10 protein-coding genes are annotated in these 14732 nt (G+C 60.8%); 7 read left to right on the top strand and 3 right to left on the bottom strand.

The window, feature by feature from the left end; translation table 11 throughout:
- Positions 1-7: 7 nt before the first annotated feature.
- Both J2T09_RS07690 and J2T09_RS07685 read right to left on the bottom strand, forming a co-directional pair.
- Positions 8-778 (bottom strand): metallophosphoesterase, encoded by a 771-nt coding sequence (locus J2T09_RS07690; RefSeq protein ID WP_306832896.1) that lies wholly within the window; start codon positions 776-778, stop codon positions 8-10.
- Positions 779-798: 20 nt separating this feature from the next.
- Entirely contained in the window at positions 799-3318 is a 2520-nt protein-coding gene (locus J2T09_RS07685; RefSeq protein WP_306832893.1) for an ATP-dependent helicase, read from the bottom strand.
- A gap of 294 nt (positions 3319-3612) precedes the next feature.
- Here J2T09_RS07685 and J2T09_RS07680 point away from each other — a divergent pair, with 294 nt between their 5' ends.
- The 4 genes from J2T09_RS07680 (at position 3613) to J2T09_RS07665 (ending at position 10455) form a co-directional block, all read left to right on the top strand.
- A complete protein-coding gene (locus J2T09_RS07680; RefSeq protein ID WP_306832891.1) occupies positions 3613-4788 on the top strand; it encodes an efflux RND transporter periplasmic adaptor subunit in 1176 nt (391 codons plus the stop codon).
- A complete protein-coding gene (locus tag J2T09_RS07675) occupies positions 4785-7961 on the top strand; it encodes an efflux RND transporter permease subunit (protein ID WP_306832889.1) in 3177 nt (1058 codons plus the stop codon). Before J2T09_RS07680 ends, J2T09_RS07675 begins: the two co-directional genes overlap by 4 nt.
- Before the next feature lie 106 nt (positions 7962-8067).
- Positions 8068-10062, top strand: a complete 1995-nt coding sequence (locus J2T09_RS07670) for a GAF domain-containing protein (protein WP_306832887.1) — start codon at positions 8068-8070, stop codon at positions 10060-10062.
- Positions 10063-10080: 18 nt separating this feature from the next.
- Entirely contained in the window at positions 10081-10455 is a 375-nt protein-coding gene (locus tag J2T09_RS07665; protein ID WP_306832884.1) for a response regulator, read from the top strand.
- Between the two features lie 53 nt (positions 10456-10508).
- On the opposite strand, the gene J2T09_RS07660 is transcribed toward J2T09_RS07665, so the two are convergent.
- Positions 10509-10898 (bottom strand): RidA family protein, encoded by a 390-nt coding sequence (locus J2T09_RS07660; protein WP_306832881.1) that lies wholly within the window; start codon positions 10896-10898, stop codon positions 10509-10511.
- A 171-nt stretch (positions 10899-11069) separates the two neighbouring features.
- Between J2T09_RS07660 and J2T09_RS07655 the strand changes: the two genes are divergently transcribed.
- From J2T09_RS07655 to J2T09_RS07645, 3 genes are all read left to right on the top strand, one after another.
- Positions 11070-11663, top strand: a complete 594-nt coding sequence (locus tag J2T09_RS07655; RefSeq protein WP_306832879.1) for a TetR/AcrR family transcriptional regulator — start codon at positions 11070-11072, stop codon at positions 11661-11663.
- Positions 11664-11826: 163 nt separating this feature from the next.
- Positions 11827-13017 carry a Na+/H+ antiporter NhaA gene (nhaA, locus tag J2T09_RS07650; protein WP_306832877.1) on the top strand — a complete coding sequence of 397 codons (1191 nt, stop codon included), beginning with the start codon at positions 11827-11829 and terminating at the stop codon, positions 13015-13017.
- Between the two features lie 284 nt (positions 13018-13301).
- Entirely contained in the window at positions 13302-14717 is a 1416-nt protein-coding gene (locus J2T09_RS07645; RefSeq protein ID WP_306832876.1) for an FAD-binding oxidoreductase, read from the top strand.
- Positions 14718-14732 lie beyond the last annotated feature (15 nt).

The following is a 14732-nucleotide window of genomic DNA, read 5'->3' as shown; positions in this document are numbered from 1 at the left end:
GAAAAGCTCACACCTCCACCACAAAAGCCGGATCGAAATTCTCGAACGTGTCCTGCCCGGGATAACCGCGCGGATTGGCCAGCACCCGCGTCTTGTCGATCATGTAGTCGCTGTGGTGGTGAATATGGCCGTGAATCCACAGATCCGGTTTGCCGGCCTCTATCAAGCCGGTGAGGTTTGATGCATAGGCGGCGGCGATGAGCGTGCCGCGTTCTGCTGTCGGCAGCGAGCGCTCGCTTGGCGCATGATGTGTGACGATGACAAATGGGCCGATCCGTTCTTCCGCCAATGCGGCCTCGATGGCGTTACGGTCGTGGCGGTGTTTGTGAACGCTCTGGAAAGGCAGGAATTTTCGGAACGGCTTTTTTGAAAACTTGATTTTTTTATAGTCGTTCATGCGGCTTTGGGCTTCGATCATGGCGCTTTCCTGCCAGCCATTCAGATCAAAATCCGTCCAGAGACTGCCGCCGGCAAACCGCACGCCGTCGATCTCCACCACCTCGCCATCGAGATAATGCAGATTGTCGATACCGGCCGCCAATGCCTTGCCGGCCAGAATGCTGTCACCGAAGGCGGCGTCGTAAAATTCGTGATTTCCGGCCACGAACACGACCGGCATATGCGGAGCGATGTTTGCCGCGAGCCACTCAAGGCTCGGCACCACGCCCTTTGTCAGCACGTCGCCGGCCACCACGCAGATATCCGCATCCGGTATCGTCAACGGCAAGGGCAGGGGCTGAAATTCGAGATGCAGGTCGGACATTACCCAGAGACGCATGCCCGACCTCGCTGTTCACGTCAGGTTTTAACCCGCTCGACAAACCCGTCGAGCACGCGTTTCTCACCGGCACGGTCGAATTCGATGGTCAGCTTGTTGCCTTCCACGGCGGTGACATTGCCATTGCCGAACTTGATATGGAAAACCCGGTCGCCGACGAAATATTTCGAGGGCGTCGCGGAGACCGATTTCGCCACCAGTTCGCCATCGATCGTGCGGCCGCGCGGGCCCGATTCGCCGTAACCGATACGTTCCACCGCGTGGCCGGAGCGCGAACCCCAGTTGTCGCGGGTGGCGTCCGTCTTGTTGGCCTGCGCGCGTTTCCAGCCGGGTGTGGAATAGGAATTGGCAAAGGGTTCGGCCTTGTCGAAACGCGACTGGCCGTAACCGCCGCGTCCGCCATAACCGCCATAGCTCGAATCAGACGGTTCGGCGACATCCACATGCGCCGGCGGCAATTCGTCGAGGAAACGCGACGGCATTGTCGATTGCCACAGGCCATGGATACGCCGGTTGGAGACGAACCAAAGATGGCAGCGATGTTTGGCGCGCGTCAGGCCGACATAGGCGAGGCGGCGCTCTTCCTCCAGACCCGAGCGACCACCTTCGTCCAGCGCGCGCTGGTGCGGAAACAGGCCTTCTTCCCAGCCGGGCAAGAAGACGGTGTCGAATTCCAGTCCCTTGGCAGAGTGGAGCGTCATGATCGACACGGCATCGAGGTTTTCGTTGGTCTCGGCATCCATGACCAGCGAGACATGCTCGAGGAAACCGCGCATGCTTTCGAACTGCTCCATCGAACGGATCAGTTCCTTGAGGTTTTCCAGACGCCCCGGCGCTTCCGCCGATTTGTCGTTCTTCCACATATCGGTATAGCCGGATTCTTCGAGAATCTGCTCGGCGAGTTCCGTATGCGGGATGTTCTCCAGCCGCTCCTGCCAGTTCTTGAACATCTGGACGACGTCGAACAGCGCCTTGCGCGCCTTCGGCTTCAACTCGTCCGTCTCGATCATGTCGGAAGCCGCCGCCAGCATCGGGATGTCGCGGGCGCGGGCGTAATCGTGCAGGGCGCGCACTGTCGTGTCGCCGAGACCGCGTTTCGGCGTGTTGACGATCCGCTCGAAGGCCAGATCGTCGGCCGGCTGGCAGACGAGGCGGAAATAGGCCATCGCATCGCGCACTTCGAGACGTTCGTAGAAGCGAGGGCCGCCGATGACGCGGTAATTCAGGCCGAGCGTAACAAAACGGTCTTCGAACTCGCGCATCTGGAAGGAGGCGCGCACGAGGATTGCCATGTCGTTCAGCGCATGTTTTTTGCCATCGGTGCTGTCGCCGCGCTGCAAACGCTCGATTTCCTCGCCGACGGCACGGGCCTCTTCTTCCGAATCCCATGCCGCGTGCACCTGCACCTTCTGGTCATCGGGATCGCTGCGGTCGGTGAACAGTGTTTTGCCCAGCCGCCCCTCGTTATGGGCGATCAGATGACCAGCAGCGCCGAGAATGTGCTCGGTGGAGCGATAATTGCGCTCCAGCTTGATCACCTTGGCGCCGAGAAAATCCTTTTCGAAGCGGAGGATGTTGTCCACCTCGGCACCACGCCAGCCATAGATCGACTGGTCATCATCACCGACGCAGCAGACATTCTGCGGCACGCCCTTGGGGCGCTGTGCCAGCAGCCGCAGCCACATATATTGGGCGGTGTTGGTGTCCTGATACTCGTCCACGAGGATATAGCGGAACCGCTCGTGATATTCCTTGAGCAGGTCTGGCGCCTTGCGGAACAGCGCGATCGGATGCAGCAGAAGATCACCAAAATCGCAGGCGTTGAGCGTGCGCAGGCGCGCCTGATAGGCGGCATAAAGCTCGCGGCCCTTGCCGTTGGCGAAAGCGCGGGCGTCGCCTTCCGGGATGTCCGGCGGAAGCAGGCCCTTGTTCTTCCAGCCATCGATCATGCCGGCAAACTGTTTTGCCGGCCAGCGTTTGTCGTCCAGACCTTCCGCCTGGATCAGCTGCTTGATCAGCCGCACCACGTCGTCGGTGTCCAGAATGGTGAAATCGGAGCGCAGGCCCACCAGTTCGGCATGACGGCGCAGCAGTTTCACGCCGATCGAGTGGAATGTGCCGAGCCACGGCATGCCTTCGACAGCGCCGCCGACCAGAACGCCGATGCGTTCCTTCATCTCCCGTGCCGCCTTGTTGGTGAAGGTGACGGCGAGGATCTGGCTCGGCCATGCCTTGCCGGTCGCGAGAATATGAGCGATGCGGGTGGTCAGCACGCGGGTCTTGCCGGTGCCGGCACCGGCAAGAACGAGAACCGGACCATCCGTCGTTTCCACCGCCTCGCGTTGTTCCGGGTTGAGGCCGGACAGGTAGTCGATGGACGTGCGGTTCTGGTCACGCGCCGCCATGGCGCGGGCGGCAATACCGAGGCCGCCGGTCGCGGGGGCGCCCGCCTGTGCCGGCGCGGCAGCACCGCGGCTCTGGGGGCGGCGGGGTTCCGGCTCTTCGTCGAAGAACGGGATATCGTCGAAACTGTTACTCATGGGGCCAATGTAGTGATTCGGAACCGAAAGGCCAGAAAAGATGTTCTGGTTTCATTCCATTTGCACATGTCGCCTGTGGACTTTTTCGTCTGTCGTCACAGTAAAGGTGGAAACAGGCGGCGTGATGGCAGGCAATATGCACAGCAAATGATCGCGACTGACCAACGCTTCAGCATCTGACATATGCGTGAAATTCCCATTGGTTACAAATCGGTAAGGTACTCCGCCAAGCATTGCGCAAAAAGGCTGAAACGGAGATACTTCACCCAATCAAGTTGAATGCCGGAGAAATGCATGCGGATCGGAAACCAGCTCCTGACCTCGGTGGCAGTGTTGCTTGCGGGCCTCTGTTTATGGGTCTGGCTGTCGGCTGATGCCGGCCGCACGCTGGTTTCCATGGGTGTGCCCGAATCTGTCGTTGCGGCCATCAATTCGGATGTGACCAATCCGGTCGCCGCCAAGCCTGCTTCCGGTGGTGGTGCGGGTGCCGCGACACCGCAGGCCGGTGGTGGCCAGCAGGCCGTTCTCGTCGCCACCCGCCCGGTCGGTCACGGCATCGTCAACGACCAGCTGTCGGCCATCGGCAGCGGTGAGGCCATCCAGTCGGTCATCGTCATGCCGCAGGCATCGGGCACGATCAACGAGATCAACGTCAAATCCGGCGACATGGTCACGAAGGGGCAGGTGCTTGCCCAGCTCGATGACGATGAGCAGATCATCCTGCGCGATCAGGCAAAGGTCCTGCTGCGCAGCGCCACCGAAAAGGCCGAGAGCTATTCGGCCGTGAAAAGCTTCTCACGTCTCGATGTTCTCGATGCGCAGATTGCCAAGGAAACCGCCCAGCTGGCGCTGACCAATGCCGAACTGGCGCTGAAGCGCCGTTCGGTCGTTGCGCCGATCGATGGCATTGTCGGTATCGTCGCCGTCAATATCGGCGATAACGTCACCACATCCAGCAATGTCGTGCAGGTGGACAATCGCAACCAGCTGCTGGTGGATTTCTGGGCGCCGGAACGGTTTGCCGTGCAGGTCAAGGTCGGCATGCCTGTCGAGGCGACATCGGCCTCGCGCCCGGGCCGCGTCTTCGAAGGATCGGTCGAGGCCGTCGATAACCGCGTCGATCCGGCCAGCCGCACCATCCGTATTCGTGCCAAGGTCGAAAATGCGGAAGACCTTTTGCGCGCCGGCATGTCCTTTGGCGTCACCATGCGTTTCCCGGGTGAAACCTATGCCACGGTCGATCCGCTCGCCGTTCAGTGGGACAGCAAGGGTTCGTTCGTCTGGCAGATCGTCGACAAGAAATCGGTGAAAGCCCGCGTGCGTATCATCCAGCGTAATCCCGATGCCATTCTCGTCGCGGGTGACATCAAGGAAGGCGATGTCGTCGCCACCGAAGGCCTGCAGCGCGTGCGTGAAAATGGCACCGTCCGCATTGCCGGTGAAAAGCCGCCGGAGGTCGCCAGCCGATGAGCGTGAGTGACGAAACGGAAAACAGGTCCGGCCAGGACAAAAGCGCCGATGCCCAAAAAACCTTTACCGCATTGTTCGTGCGTCGCCCGGTTCTGGCCGCCGTCCTGAACACGCTGCTGGTCGTTGCCGGTCTTGCGGCACTCGTTGGTATCGAAGTGCGCGAACTGCCGGATGTGGACCAGCCGGTGATCAGCGTGCGCACCACCTATGACGGCGCTTCCGCCCAGACGATGGATCAGGAAGTCACCGACGTCATCGAAGGCGCGGTTGCCCGTGTCAGCGGCCTCAAATCCATTTCGTCGGTTTCCGATTTCGGCCAGAGCCGTGTCACGCTGGAATTCAGCGATACGGCCGACCTTGCCGTTGCCGCCAATGACGTGCGCGATGCACTCGGCCGCGTCACCAACCAGCTGCCGGAGGATGCCGACGAACCGCGCATCATCAAGGCCGACAGTGATAGCCAGCCGATCATGCGTCTTGCCGTCACCTCCACGACGCTGTCGATGGAAGACCTGACGCTCTTGGTCGAAAACGAGATTTCCGACCGGCTGGCCGCCGTCGATGGCGTTGCCGATGTCGAGCTTTACGGCGATCAGGAAAAAGTTTTTCGCGTTGATGTGGATCAGGAGGCGCTTGCCGGCCGTGGTCTGACGATTGCCGATCTTTCCAACGCGCTTTCCACCGCCGCCATGGACGTGCCGGCCGGTTCGCTCGAATCGTCTACGCAGGACATCATCGTCCGCGCCACCGCCAACCTCACCAAACCGGAGGATTTCGAAAACATCCTGATCGGCGAAAATGTGCGCCTGCGGGATGTCGCGACTGTCATGCTCGGCCCGGATGACGGCACCACGGCGCTGCGCTCCAACAGCGTGCCCGGTGTCGGTCTCGGCGTGCTGCGTCAGGCGCAGTCGAACACGCTCAGCATTTCCGAAGGCGTAAAGGCCGCCGTAGCTGCGCTGCAGCCCAACCTGCCGGAAGGCACGCGCATCGCCATTACCAGCGATGATGCCGTCTTCATTCAGGGCGCTCTGCACGAAGTGGAGATCGCGCTCGGCCTCTCCAGCCTTATCGTCGTCGTGGTCATCTACCTCTTCCTGCGTGACTGGAAGGCCACACTCATTCCTGCCCTGACCATTCCCGTGGCGCTGATCGGCACGCTGGTGGCGATCTGGATGGTTGGTTTCTCCATCAACATCCTGACGCTACTGGCCATCGTTCTGGCCACTGGTCTGGTGGTGGATGACGCGATCGTGGTTCTTGAAAACATCGTGCGACGACGTGCAGAAGGCATGGGGCCGCGCGCCGCTGCGGTGATTGGTACGCAGGAAGTCTTCTTCGCGGTTCTGGCGACGACGGCAACCCTCGCCGCCGTGTTCATTCCGCTCTCCTTCCTGCCGGGCCAGATGGGCGGCCTGTTCCGCGAGTTCGGTTTCGTGCTGGCCTTCGCGGTCGGTCTGTCATCAATCACCGCGCTGACCCTCTGCCCGATGATGGCTTCGCGCATGCTCACCAAGCCGATGCGCGAGGATCACGGCATGCTCGGCCGTTTCGGCGGTTTCCTCGGTGGGCTTTATAAGCGCAGCCTCAGCGCCTGCCTCAATGCGCCGCTTGCGGTGATCATTGTCGGCCTGCTGATTGCCGGTGTCGCCTACACGATGTTCGGACGGGTTCACAGCGAACTGACGCCGCAGGAAGATCGGGCCATGGTCATGCTGCGCGCGACCGCGCCCGAAGGCGTCAGCCTCGAATACACGCGCGACAAGCTGCAACTGATCGAGGAAAAGCTCCAGCCGCTTCGGGATTCCGGCGAGATCCAGAACATCTTTTCCATCTCGGGGCAGGGCGGCGCATCCAATAGCGGCTTCATGGTGCTGACGCTGGCGCCGTGGAGCGAACGTGACCGGACACAGGCGCAGATCGTCAAGGATATCAACGCCGCTGTTGCCACCGTGCCGGCGCTGCGCGGCAATGCCCTCCAGCAGAACAGTCTCAGAATTCGCGGGGCCGGCAACGGCCTGCAGATGGCGATGGTCGGCACCAATCACGAGCAGTTGACGGAAGCGTCGATCAAGCTCGTTGAGGCGCTGCGCCAGACCAATCTGTTCGATACGCCGCGTCTCAACGACGAGCCGAACCAGGCGCAAATCTTTGTCACCGTCAATCGCGAGCGTGCTTCCGATCTCGGCATCGATATCAAGGCGCTCGGCACGTCCATCCAGTCACTGCTCGAAGGTCGCTCCGTCGTCGATGTTTTCGTCGATGGCGAGGCGATCCCGGTGAAACTGAAATCGACCACACGGCCGATCGACGATCCGACCGATCTCGAAAACATCTTTCTGAAAACCAAGGACGGCCGCATGGTGCCGATGTCCACGGTTGCCACGCTGGAAGAACGCGCCGTGTCGCCATCGCTGCGCCGTGAACAGCAGCTGGCCGCCGTGTCCTTCTCCGCCGGTCTCAAGGATGGCGTGTCGCTCGGTCAGGCGGTGCAGGTGGCAACCCGGCTTGCCGAGCCGCTGCTGCCGGCGGGTTCGCGCATGATTCCGCTGGCGGAAGCCGCGACGCTTCAGGAAAATTCCTCCGGCATGGCGCTCACCTTCGGTTTTGCCATCGCCATCATTTTTCTGGTTCTGGCCGCGCAGTTCGAAAGCGTGCTGTCGTCGATCATCATCATGTCGACCGTGCCGCTGGGGCTGGCCTGCGCCGTTTTCGCGCTGGTGCTGACCGGATCGAGCCTCAACGTCTACAGCCAGATCGGCCTCGTGCTGCTGATCGGCGTGATGGCCAAGAATGGCATTCTCATCGTCGAATTCGCCAACCATCTGCGTGATGCCGGTGCATCCTGCCGCGAGGCGATCGAACAGGCTTGCAGCATTCGTCTGCGCCCGGTGATGATGACGATGATCGCGGCCGTTCTCGGTGGCGTGCCGCTGGTTCTGGCGCAAGGTGCCGGCGCCGAAGCCCGCATCGCGCTCGGCTGGGTCATCGTCGGCGGTCTCGGCATGGCAACGCTGGTGACGCTCTACATCACCCCGGTCGCCTATCTGCTGCTGGCCCGCTTCGGCAAGCCGCATGCGCAGGAAGCCCAGCGTCTGCATGACGAACTGGCGCTCGCCCATGGTCGCGCTGCCAATGCACCGAAGGAACGTCCGCTGCAGGCTGCCGAGTAAAGTGGTGGGCGACCAAGGCCGTCTGTACGGTCATGTTGATATTGCTTTTTTAGCAATTTAGGCCATCTTGGCGGTGCGGGGCGTGCGTAGAGGGTTAGAGAGTACGGTGACATCTGAGCGGGACGACGATACCAGACGGCTGGAAGCGCTTGCCCTCTACGAGATCATGGATACGCCGCCGGAGCCGGAATTCGACGATATCGTCCTTCTTGCCTCCGAGCTTTGCCAGACGCCGGTGGCGATGGTCAGCCTCCTGGAAACCGAGCGGCAATGGTTCAAGGCGCGTATCGGCTTTGATCTTCCCGAGACGCCAATCAGCCAGTCGGTCTGCGCCCATGCGCTGAAAAGCACCGGCCTGCTGATCATCCCGGATCTGACCGCAGACCCGCGCACATCAGAAAACCGGCTGGTTACCGAACCGCCGCATATCCGCTTTTATGCTGGTGCGCCGCTGATTGCGCCCGATGGCGTGACGATCGGCACGCTCTGCGTCATCGATAGCCAGGTCCGGCCGGAAGGGCTCAGCCTCACCCAGAAGAAGTCGCTGCTGGCGCTTGCCCGGCAGGTGGTCGTGCTTCTGGAAATGCGGCGCAATTCCAGCCGCAAGGATGATCTTTTCCGTCGTCAGAAACGCATCAGCTCGGAAGTGCGTGCGATTGCGGCCAGCAGCATCGCCGCGCAGGAAGCCGGTGGCATCGGCACGTTCGACATCGATGTCGCGACCGGTCGCATGAAGATTTCCGCCGAGGGCTGCCGCATCTTTCGGCTGCCGGTGCAGGACGAATATCCGGCCAACATCATCTACGATTTCATCTTGGCCGAAGATCGCCATCTGCCATCCGCCGACAAGACCCGCGCTGAAGGCACCGCACTGCTGGAGGCCGAATACCGTATCAGCACGCCAAGCGAAGGTGTGCGCTGGATTGCCCGTCGCGCCTCCTTCCATCATGACAGCGACGGTCGGCCGGTGCGCATGGTCGGCACCTTGCAGGACATAACCGAACAGCGGGCTGCACAGGCCCGCATGCAGGCGATGATCGAGCTAGGCGACGTGTTGCGCGACATGGAGGATGTTCAGCAGGCCGCTTTCGATGCCGCCGAGCTGATGGCGCGCGCGCTCGGTGCCAGCCGCGCAGGCTTCGGCATGGTCGATCCGGTGGCGGAAACCGTGCTGATGCACCGCGACTGGCGTGCGCCCGGTGTCGACACGCTGGAAGGCCTGCACCATTTTCGTGATTACGGTTCCTTCATCGAGGATTTACGGCGTGGCGAGACCGTGCTGATCGGCGATGTCACCACCGATCCACGCACCCGCGATCATTGCCAGACGCTGCTCGATATCGGCATCCGCGTGCTCGTCAATGTGCCGATCTTCGACAAGGGCCAGTTCAACCTCGTCGTTTTTGTGCATTACGACGAACCGCATGACTGGAAACAGCGCGAGATCGATTTTGTCCGCAGTGTCGGGGATCGGCTGCAGGCCGGCATCGGGCGACTGCTGGCCGAACAGGATCAGGACATTCTCAACCGCGAGCTCAGCCACCGGCTGAAAAACACGCTGTCGATCGTTCAGGCCATCGCCACCCAGACATTGCGGGCGGTGCCGGATCGCGGCCCGATCGAAAGTTTCGAGAAAAGATTGCAGGCGCTCAGTTCTGCTCATGACGTGCTGATCCACCGCAACTGGACCGGTGCCGCGATCAGCGATCTCGTCACCGATACGCTCGATCGCATCGGCATGCTGGAACGCGCGCAGATTTCCGGCCCGGCAATCTTCATCGGCCCCAAGGCAACGCAGTCGGTCATGCTGCTTCTGCACGAACTTGCCACCAATGCCGTCAAATATGGCGGCCTTTCGAATGGAAGCGGCAAGGTGCGTGTGAGTTGGGATGTCGCAGGATCGGTGGATCAGGTGCAACTGACCTTCACCTGGAAGGAAAGCGGCGGACCGCCCGTCACGGAACCGACGCAGCGCGGTTTCGGTTCAAGGCTCATTCGCATGGGGCTGCTTGGAACCGGAAACGTCGACATCCGTTATGAGGCGACCGGTATCGAGGTTGTCATGCGCGCGTCATTGTCGCATTTGCAGGAAGCAGGCTGAAAAATGGGGCAGTCACAGATGTTTGCCAGGCCTGCGGTCCTCGTTGTGGAGGACGAACCACTCCTGCGCATGATGGCGGTCGATCTGGTTGAAGACGCCGGTTTCGAGGCGATCGAGGCGGCCAATGCCGACGAGGCGATAAAAATCCTCGAATGTCGCAGTGATATTCGTGTCGTGTTCACGGATATCGACATGCCGGGCAGCATGGATGGTCTGCTTCTGGCCGCTGCCGTGCGGGACCGCTGGCCGCCGATCGAGATCATCCTCACATCCGGCCATGTGCATATCTCCGAGGTCGAAGTGCCGCTCGGCGGTGTGTTCTTTTCAAAACCCTACGACCATTCGGCCCTGACCCAAACGCTGCAATCCATGGCCACGATCGAGGGGCATTGAGGAGAAACAACCGGCCGCAATAGTCCGCGACCGGCCACCTCGATCATCCTGACTTACGGAATGCGGGCGATCACCTTGATCTCGAAATCGAAACCGGACAGCCAGTTGATGCCCACGGCCGTCCATGCCGGGTAGGGTGCTTCGCTGAACATCTCGGCCTTCACTTTAAGAACGGTGTCAAACTGTCCCTTCGGATCCGTGTGGAAGGTCGTCACATCGATGACGTCATCCAGTGTGGCACCTGCCGCTTTCAAGACCGCGATCAGGTTGTTGAAGGCGAGCCGTACCTGAGCTTCGAAATCCGGTTCCGGCGAGCCGTCCGTGCGGCTGCCCACCTGACCGGATACGAACAGAAGTTCACCGGAGCGCACCGCTGCCGAATAACCGTGTTCTTCATAAAGGGCATGCCGGCCCTCGGGAAAAATTGCCTGTCGTTTTGTCATTGAATTGACCTTTCGATCTTGTTTCAGAAAACGCCGAACTTAACCACCGCCGTGCTGCCGGCACTTCACGGGAGGTTGCTGTTTTGATATACGGCGCGTATCTATAACTAGTAAGATACGTCGCGTATGTCAAATTCAAATACGTATCGTATATGAAACTCGAGGTCGATGATGGCAAGAACGCGTGCCGAAACCATGGAAGAAAACAGGGCGAAACTGATCGCTGCGGGGCGGAAGGCGTTTGCCGAAAAGGGGTTTTCCGCCGCCTCGATGGATGACCTGACGGCCGATGCCGGGCTGACGCGCGGTGCGCTCTATTCCAATTTCGGTGACAAGCGCGGGCTGCTGGCGGCCGTCGTCAATCAGATCGACGGCGAAATGGCGGCGCGTGCGGAGGCGATCGGCGCGCAGTGCGAAGACCTGTGGGAGGGGCTGCAAAAACAGGCGGCCGCCTATATCGAGATGGCGCTCGATCCCGAAGTGCAGCGCATCGTGCTGCTTGATGGTCCGGCCGTGCTCGGCGATCCGTCGCTCTGGCCAAGCCAGAACAGCTGCCTTCAGGAAACCATGCAGGCCGTGCGAAAACTGAACGACATGGGCAGGCTCAAACCCTGCGATACCGAAGCCGCCGGCCGGCTGTTGTGTGGCGCGGCCCTTAATGCGGCGCTGTGGGTGGCGGCAAGCGACGATCCGAAATCGGTGCTGCCTAAAGCGGTCGAGGCATTTCGGCTGATGGCGGAAGGTTTGCTGGCAGAGCGCAAATAGCAGCGGGAAAGCGTCACCTTCACAACAGTACGACTGCCGATTTTTATGGAAAATCATCGATTTCTGGGCTATGTCTACGGCATGGCGTGTGCTGCGTGCGCTGCGGGTTCCCCCCGAAATCGACGGAGACTGATGAAACCTTCCAGCGAGGGAGCGAACACTCGTGTCTTCGACCATTTCCAAGGGCCGCATCCGGTCCACATTGCGCAACTTTCTCGACAATGAGGCCGCCGGCGGTCTTGTGCTCATGGCCATGGCGGCACTCGCCATCATCGTCGCCAATTCGCCTTTGTCGGAACCCTATTTTCACGCCCTGCATGTCTATATCGGGCCGCTGAGCCTTCAGCACTGGATCAATGACGCGCTGATGGCGGTGTTTTTTCTGGTGGTCGGTCTCGAAATCAAGCGCGAGATGCTGGATGGCCAGTTGTCGACATGGAGCAGGCGGATTCTGCCCGGTGCCGCCGCGGCCGGCGGCATGCTGTTTCCGGCGCTGTTTTACGTTGGTTTCAACTGGAATGATCCGGCAGCCCTGCGCGGCTGGGCGGTACCTACGGCCACCGATATCGCCTTTGCGCTCGGTGTCATCTCGCTTCTGGGCCGCCGCGTGCCAGCTTCGCTGAAGATCTTTCTGGCGGCGCTTGCCATTATCGATGATCTCGGCGCGGTCATCGTCATCGCGATATTCTATACGGCTAATCTCAATCTCCCGGCGCTGGCCGGTGCGGTATTGGTGCTGGCCGTTCTGTTTGCCTGCAACCGCATGAAGGTAAGGGCGCTCTGGCCCTATCTCGCACTCGGTGTCGTGCTCTGGGTGCTGGTCTTTGCATCCGGCGTGCATGCGACGCTGGCCGGCGTACTGCTGGCGCTGACCATTCCGCTGAAACTGACGCCCGGCACGCCGGAGGCCTCGCATGACGAATCGCCGCTGCACCGACTGGAACATCTGCTGCACAAGCCCGTCGCCTTCATCGTCGTTCCGGTTTTCGGCTTTGCCAATGCCGGCGTGTCGCTTTCCGGCGTCTCGATGGAACTGTTTTCCGAACCGTTGACCATGGGTGTTGCGGCTGGCCTTCTGGCCGGCAAGCTTGTCGGCGTGCTGGGCACGGTTGCCGTTCTGGTCAAGCTCGGTGTCGCGCATCTGCCGGCCAAGGCGACCTGGGGCCAGATGGCCGGCACTGCGTTTCTGTGCGGTATCGGTTTCACCATGTCGCTGTTCATCGGCCTTTTGGCATTCGATGATCCGACCGTTCAGGACCATGTGAAGATCGGTATCCTGATGGGGTCTGTCGTTGCCGGAGCACTGGGGGCGTTGCTGCTGGTGATTTTTGGCCGACGCTTGCCGGCGAACTGACAGTCTCAGCGCTTTTAACCATCAGTAAGGTTTTCCTTCGTGATCCCGGCCTTGTGCCGGGATCTTTCGTCGCTGCGTCTGCCGCGTCGCGCTCCCTCTCGCCCATCGTCGCCTCATAGGAGGCGCAGGACGGGTTCGGCCGCATGACCCGCAGCGATAGCGGGAAACATAAATCCGGGATCGCCAAGGCCGAACTTTGCCTGCTTCAAACTGGACAAAGCCGAACCGCTCCCATACCACAATGGGGAGGGCGATGTGGCTCGCATGAAACGGGATTTTGGATCATGGCAATCAAGGACGTTCGGCAGGGCAAGCGCAACGAGGAAGGCATCGCCGCCGTTCTCGACATCCTCAGACAAGCCTTTGCCGAACGTTTCCAGACCGGCCAGTCCTTTCGTGAACAGCATGCCCACACCACCACCTATCTGCCGGCGCAATTGCCGGATGGTGTTGTTTTTGCCGAAACCAGCGAGGACGTGAAACTGGTGGTGAAGACCTGCGCCGCCCACAAGGTTCCGGTCATCGCCTTCGGCACCGGTTCGTCGCTGGAAGGCCAGGTGAATGCCACGCATGGCGGCATTTCGCTCGATTTTACCCGCATGAACAAGGTTCTGCGCGTTTCACCCGAGGATCTCGATGTTACCGTTGAACCCGGCATTACCCGTGAAGAACTGAACGTTCACCTGCGCGATACCGGCCTGTTTTTCCCGATCGATCCCGGCGCAAACGCCTCGATCGGCGGCATGACGGCAACACGCGCTTCGGGCACCAATGCGGTGCGTTACGGCACGATGAAGGACAATGTTCTGGCGCTGACCGTCGTCACCGCAGATGGCGAAGAAATCCATGTCGGCACCCGCGCCAGAAAGTCGTCGGCCGGTTATGACCTGACCCGGCTTTACGTCGGCTCGGAAGGCACGCTCGGCATCATCACCTCGGTGACCTTGCGCCTGCAGGGCATTCCGGAAAAGATCGGTGGCGGCGTCTGCGCTTTCGAGACGGTCGAAGCCGCCTGCAATGCCGTCATCATGACCATCCAGATGGGTATTCCGGTTGCCCGCATCGAACTGCTCGATGCCATGCAGATCCGCGCCTGCAATGCCTATTCGGACCTGTCTTACCCGGAAAAGCCGACGCTGTTTCTCGAATTCCACGGCACGGAAGAAACCGTGGCGCTGCAATCGGCGCAATTCGCCGAAATCGCGACTGAATTCGGCGGCGATGAATTCGTCTGGACAGCGAATGCTGAAGAGCGCGCCAAGCTCTGGAAGGCCCGCCACAATGCCTATTGGGCCGGCCGCGCGCTCGACCCGACGCTTTCCGGTTTCTCCACCGATGTCTGCGTGCCGATCTCGCGTCTGGCGGAATGTGTGGCGGAAACCCAGGCCGATATTGCGGAGGCCGGACTGCTGGCGCCGATCGTCGGCCATGCCGGTGACGGCAATTTCCACGTTCTGGTGATGTTCGACGACAAGGACCCGGCATCGGTTGCCAAGGTGGAAGCCTTCACCCATCGTCTGGGCCAGCGTGCACTCGCCATGGATGGCACCTGCACCGGCGAACATGGTGTCGGCCAGGGCAAGGTCAGCCTGCTTGCCGAAGAAATCGGCCCGGCCCTCGGTTTGATGCAGACAGTCAAAAAGAGCCTCGACCCGGATAATATCTTCAATCCCGGAAAAATCTGGCATCCGGCGGACTGACGCAAAAGGCAGCAG

The sequence above is a fragment of the Neorhizobium huautlense genome (assembly GCF_030811685.1).
GTDB classification, from domain to species: domain Bacteria; phylum Pseudomonadota; class Alphaproteobacteria; order Rhizobiales; family Rhizobiaceae; genus Neorhizobium; species Neorhizobium huautlense_A.
The sequence above is the reverse complement of the archived record's forward strand: the minus strand, read 5'-3'. Positions and strand labels throughout refer to the sequence as shown.

Coding starts and splice junctions, on each gene's coding strand:
- J2T09_RS07690 (WP_306832896.1), bottom strand. CDS start 778: ATGCGTCTCTGGGTAATGTCCGACCTGCATCTCGAATTTCAGCCCCTG.
- J2T09_RS07685 (WP_306832893.1), bottom strand. CDS start 3,318: ATGAGTAACAGTTTCGACGATATCCCGTTCTTCGACGAAGAGCCGGAA.
- J2T09_RS07680 (WP_306832891.1), top strand. CDS start 3,613: ATGCGGATCGGAAACCAGCTCCTGACCTCGGTGGCAGTGTTGCTTGCG.
- J2T09_RS07675 (WP_306832889.1), top strand. CDS start 4,785: ATGAGCGTGAGTGACGAAACGGAAAACAGGTCCGGCCAGGACAAAAGC.
- J2T09_RS07665 (WP_306832884.1), top strand. CDS start 10,081: ATGTTTGCCAGGCCTGCGGTCCTCGTTGTGGAGGACGAACCACTCCTG.
- J2T09_RS07660 (WP_306832881.1), bottom strand. CDS start 10,898: ATGACAAAACGACAGGCAATTTTTCCCGAGGGCCGGCATGCCCTTTAT.
- J2T09_RS07655 (WP_306832879.1), top strand. CDS start 11,070: ATGGCAAGAACGCGTGCCGAAACCATGGAAGAAAACAGGGCGAAACTG.
- J2T09_RS07645 (WP_306832876.1), top strand. CDS start 13,302: ATGGCAATCAAGGACGTTCGGCAGGGCAAGCGCAACGAGGAAGGCATC.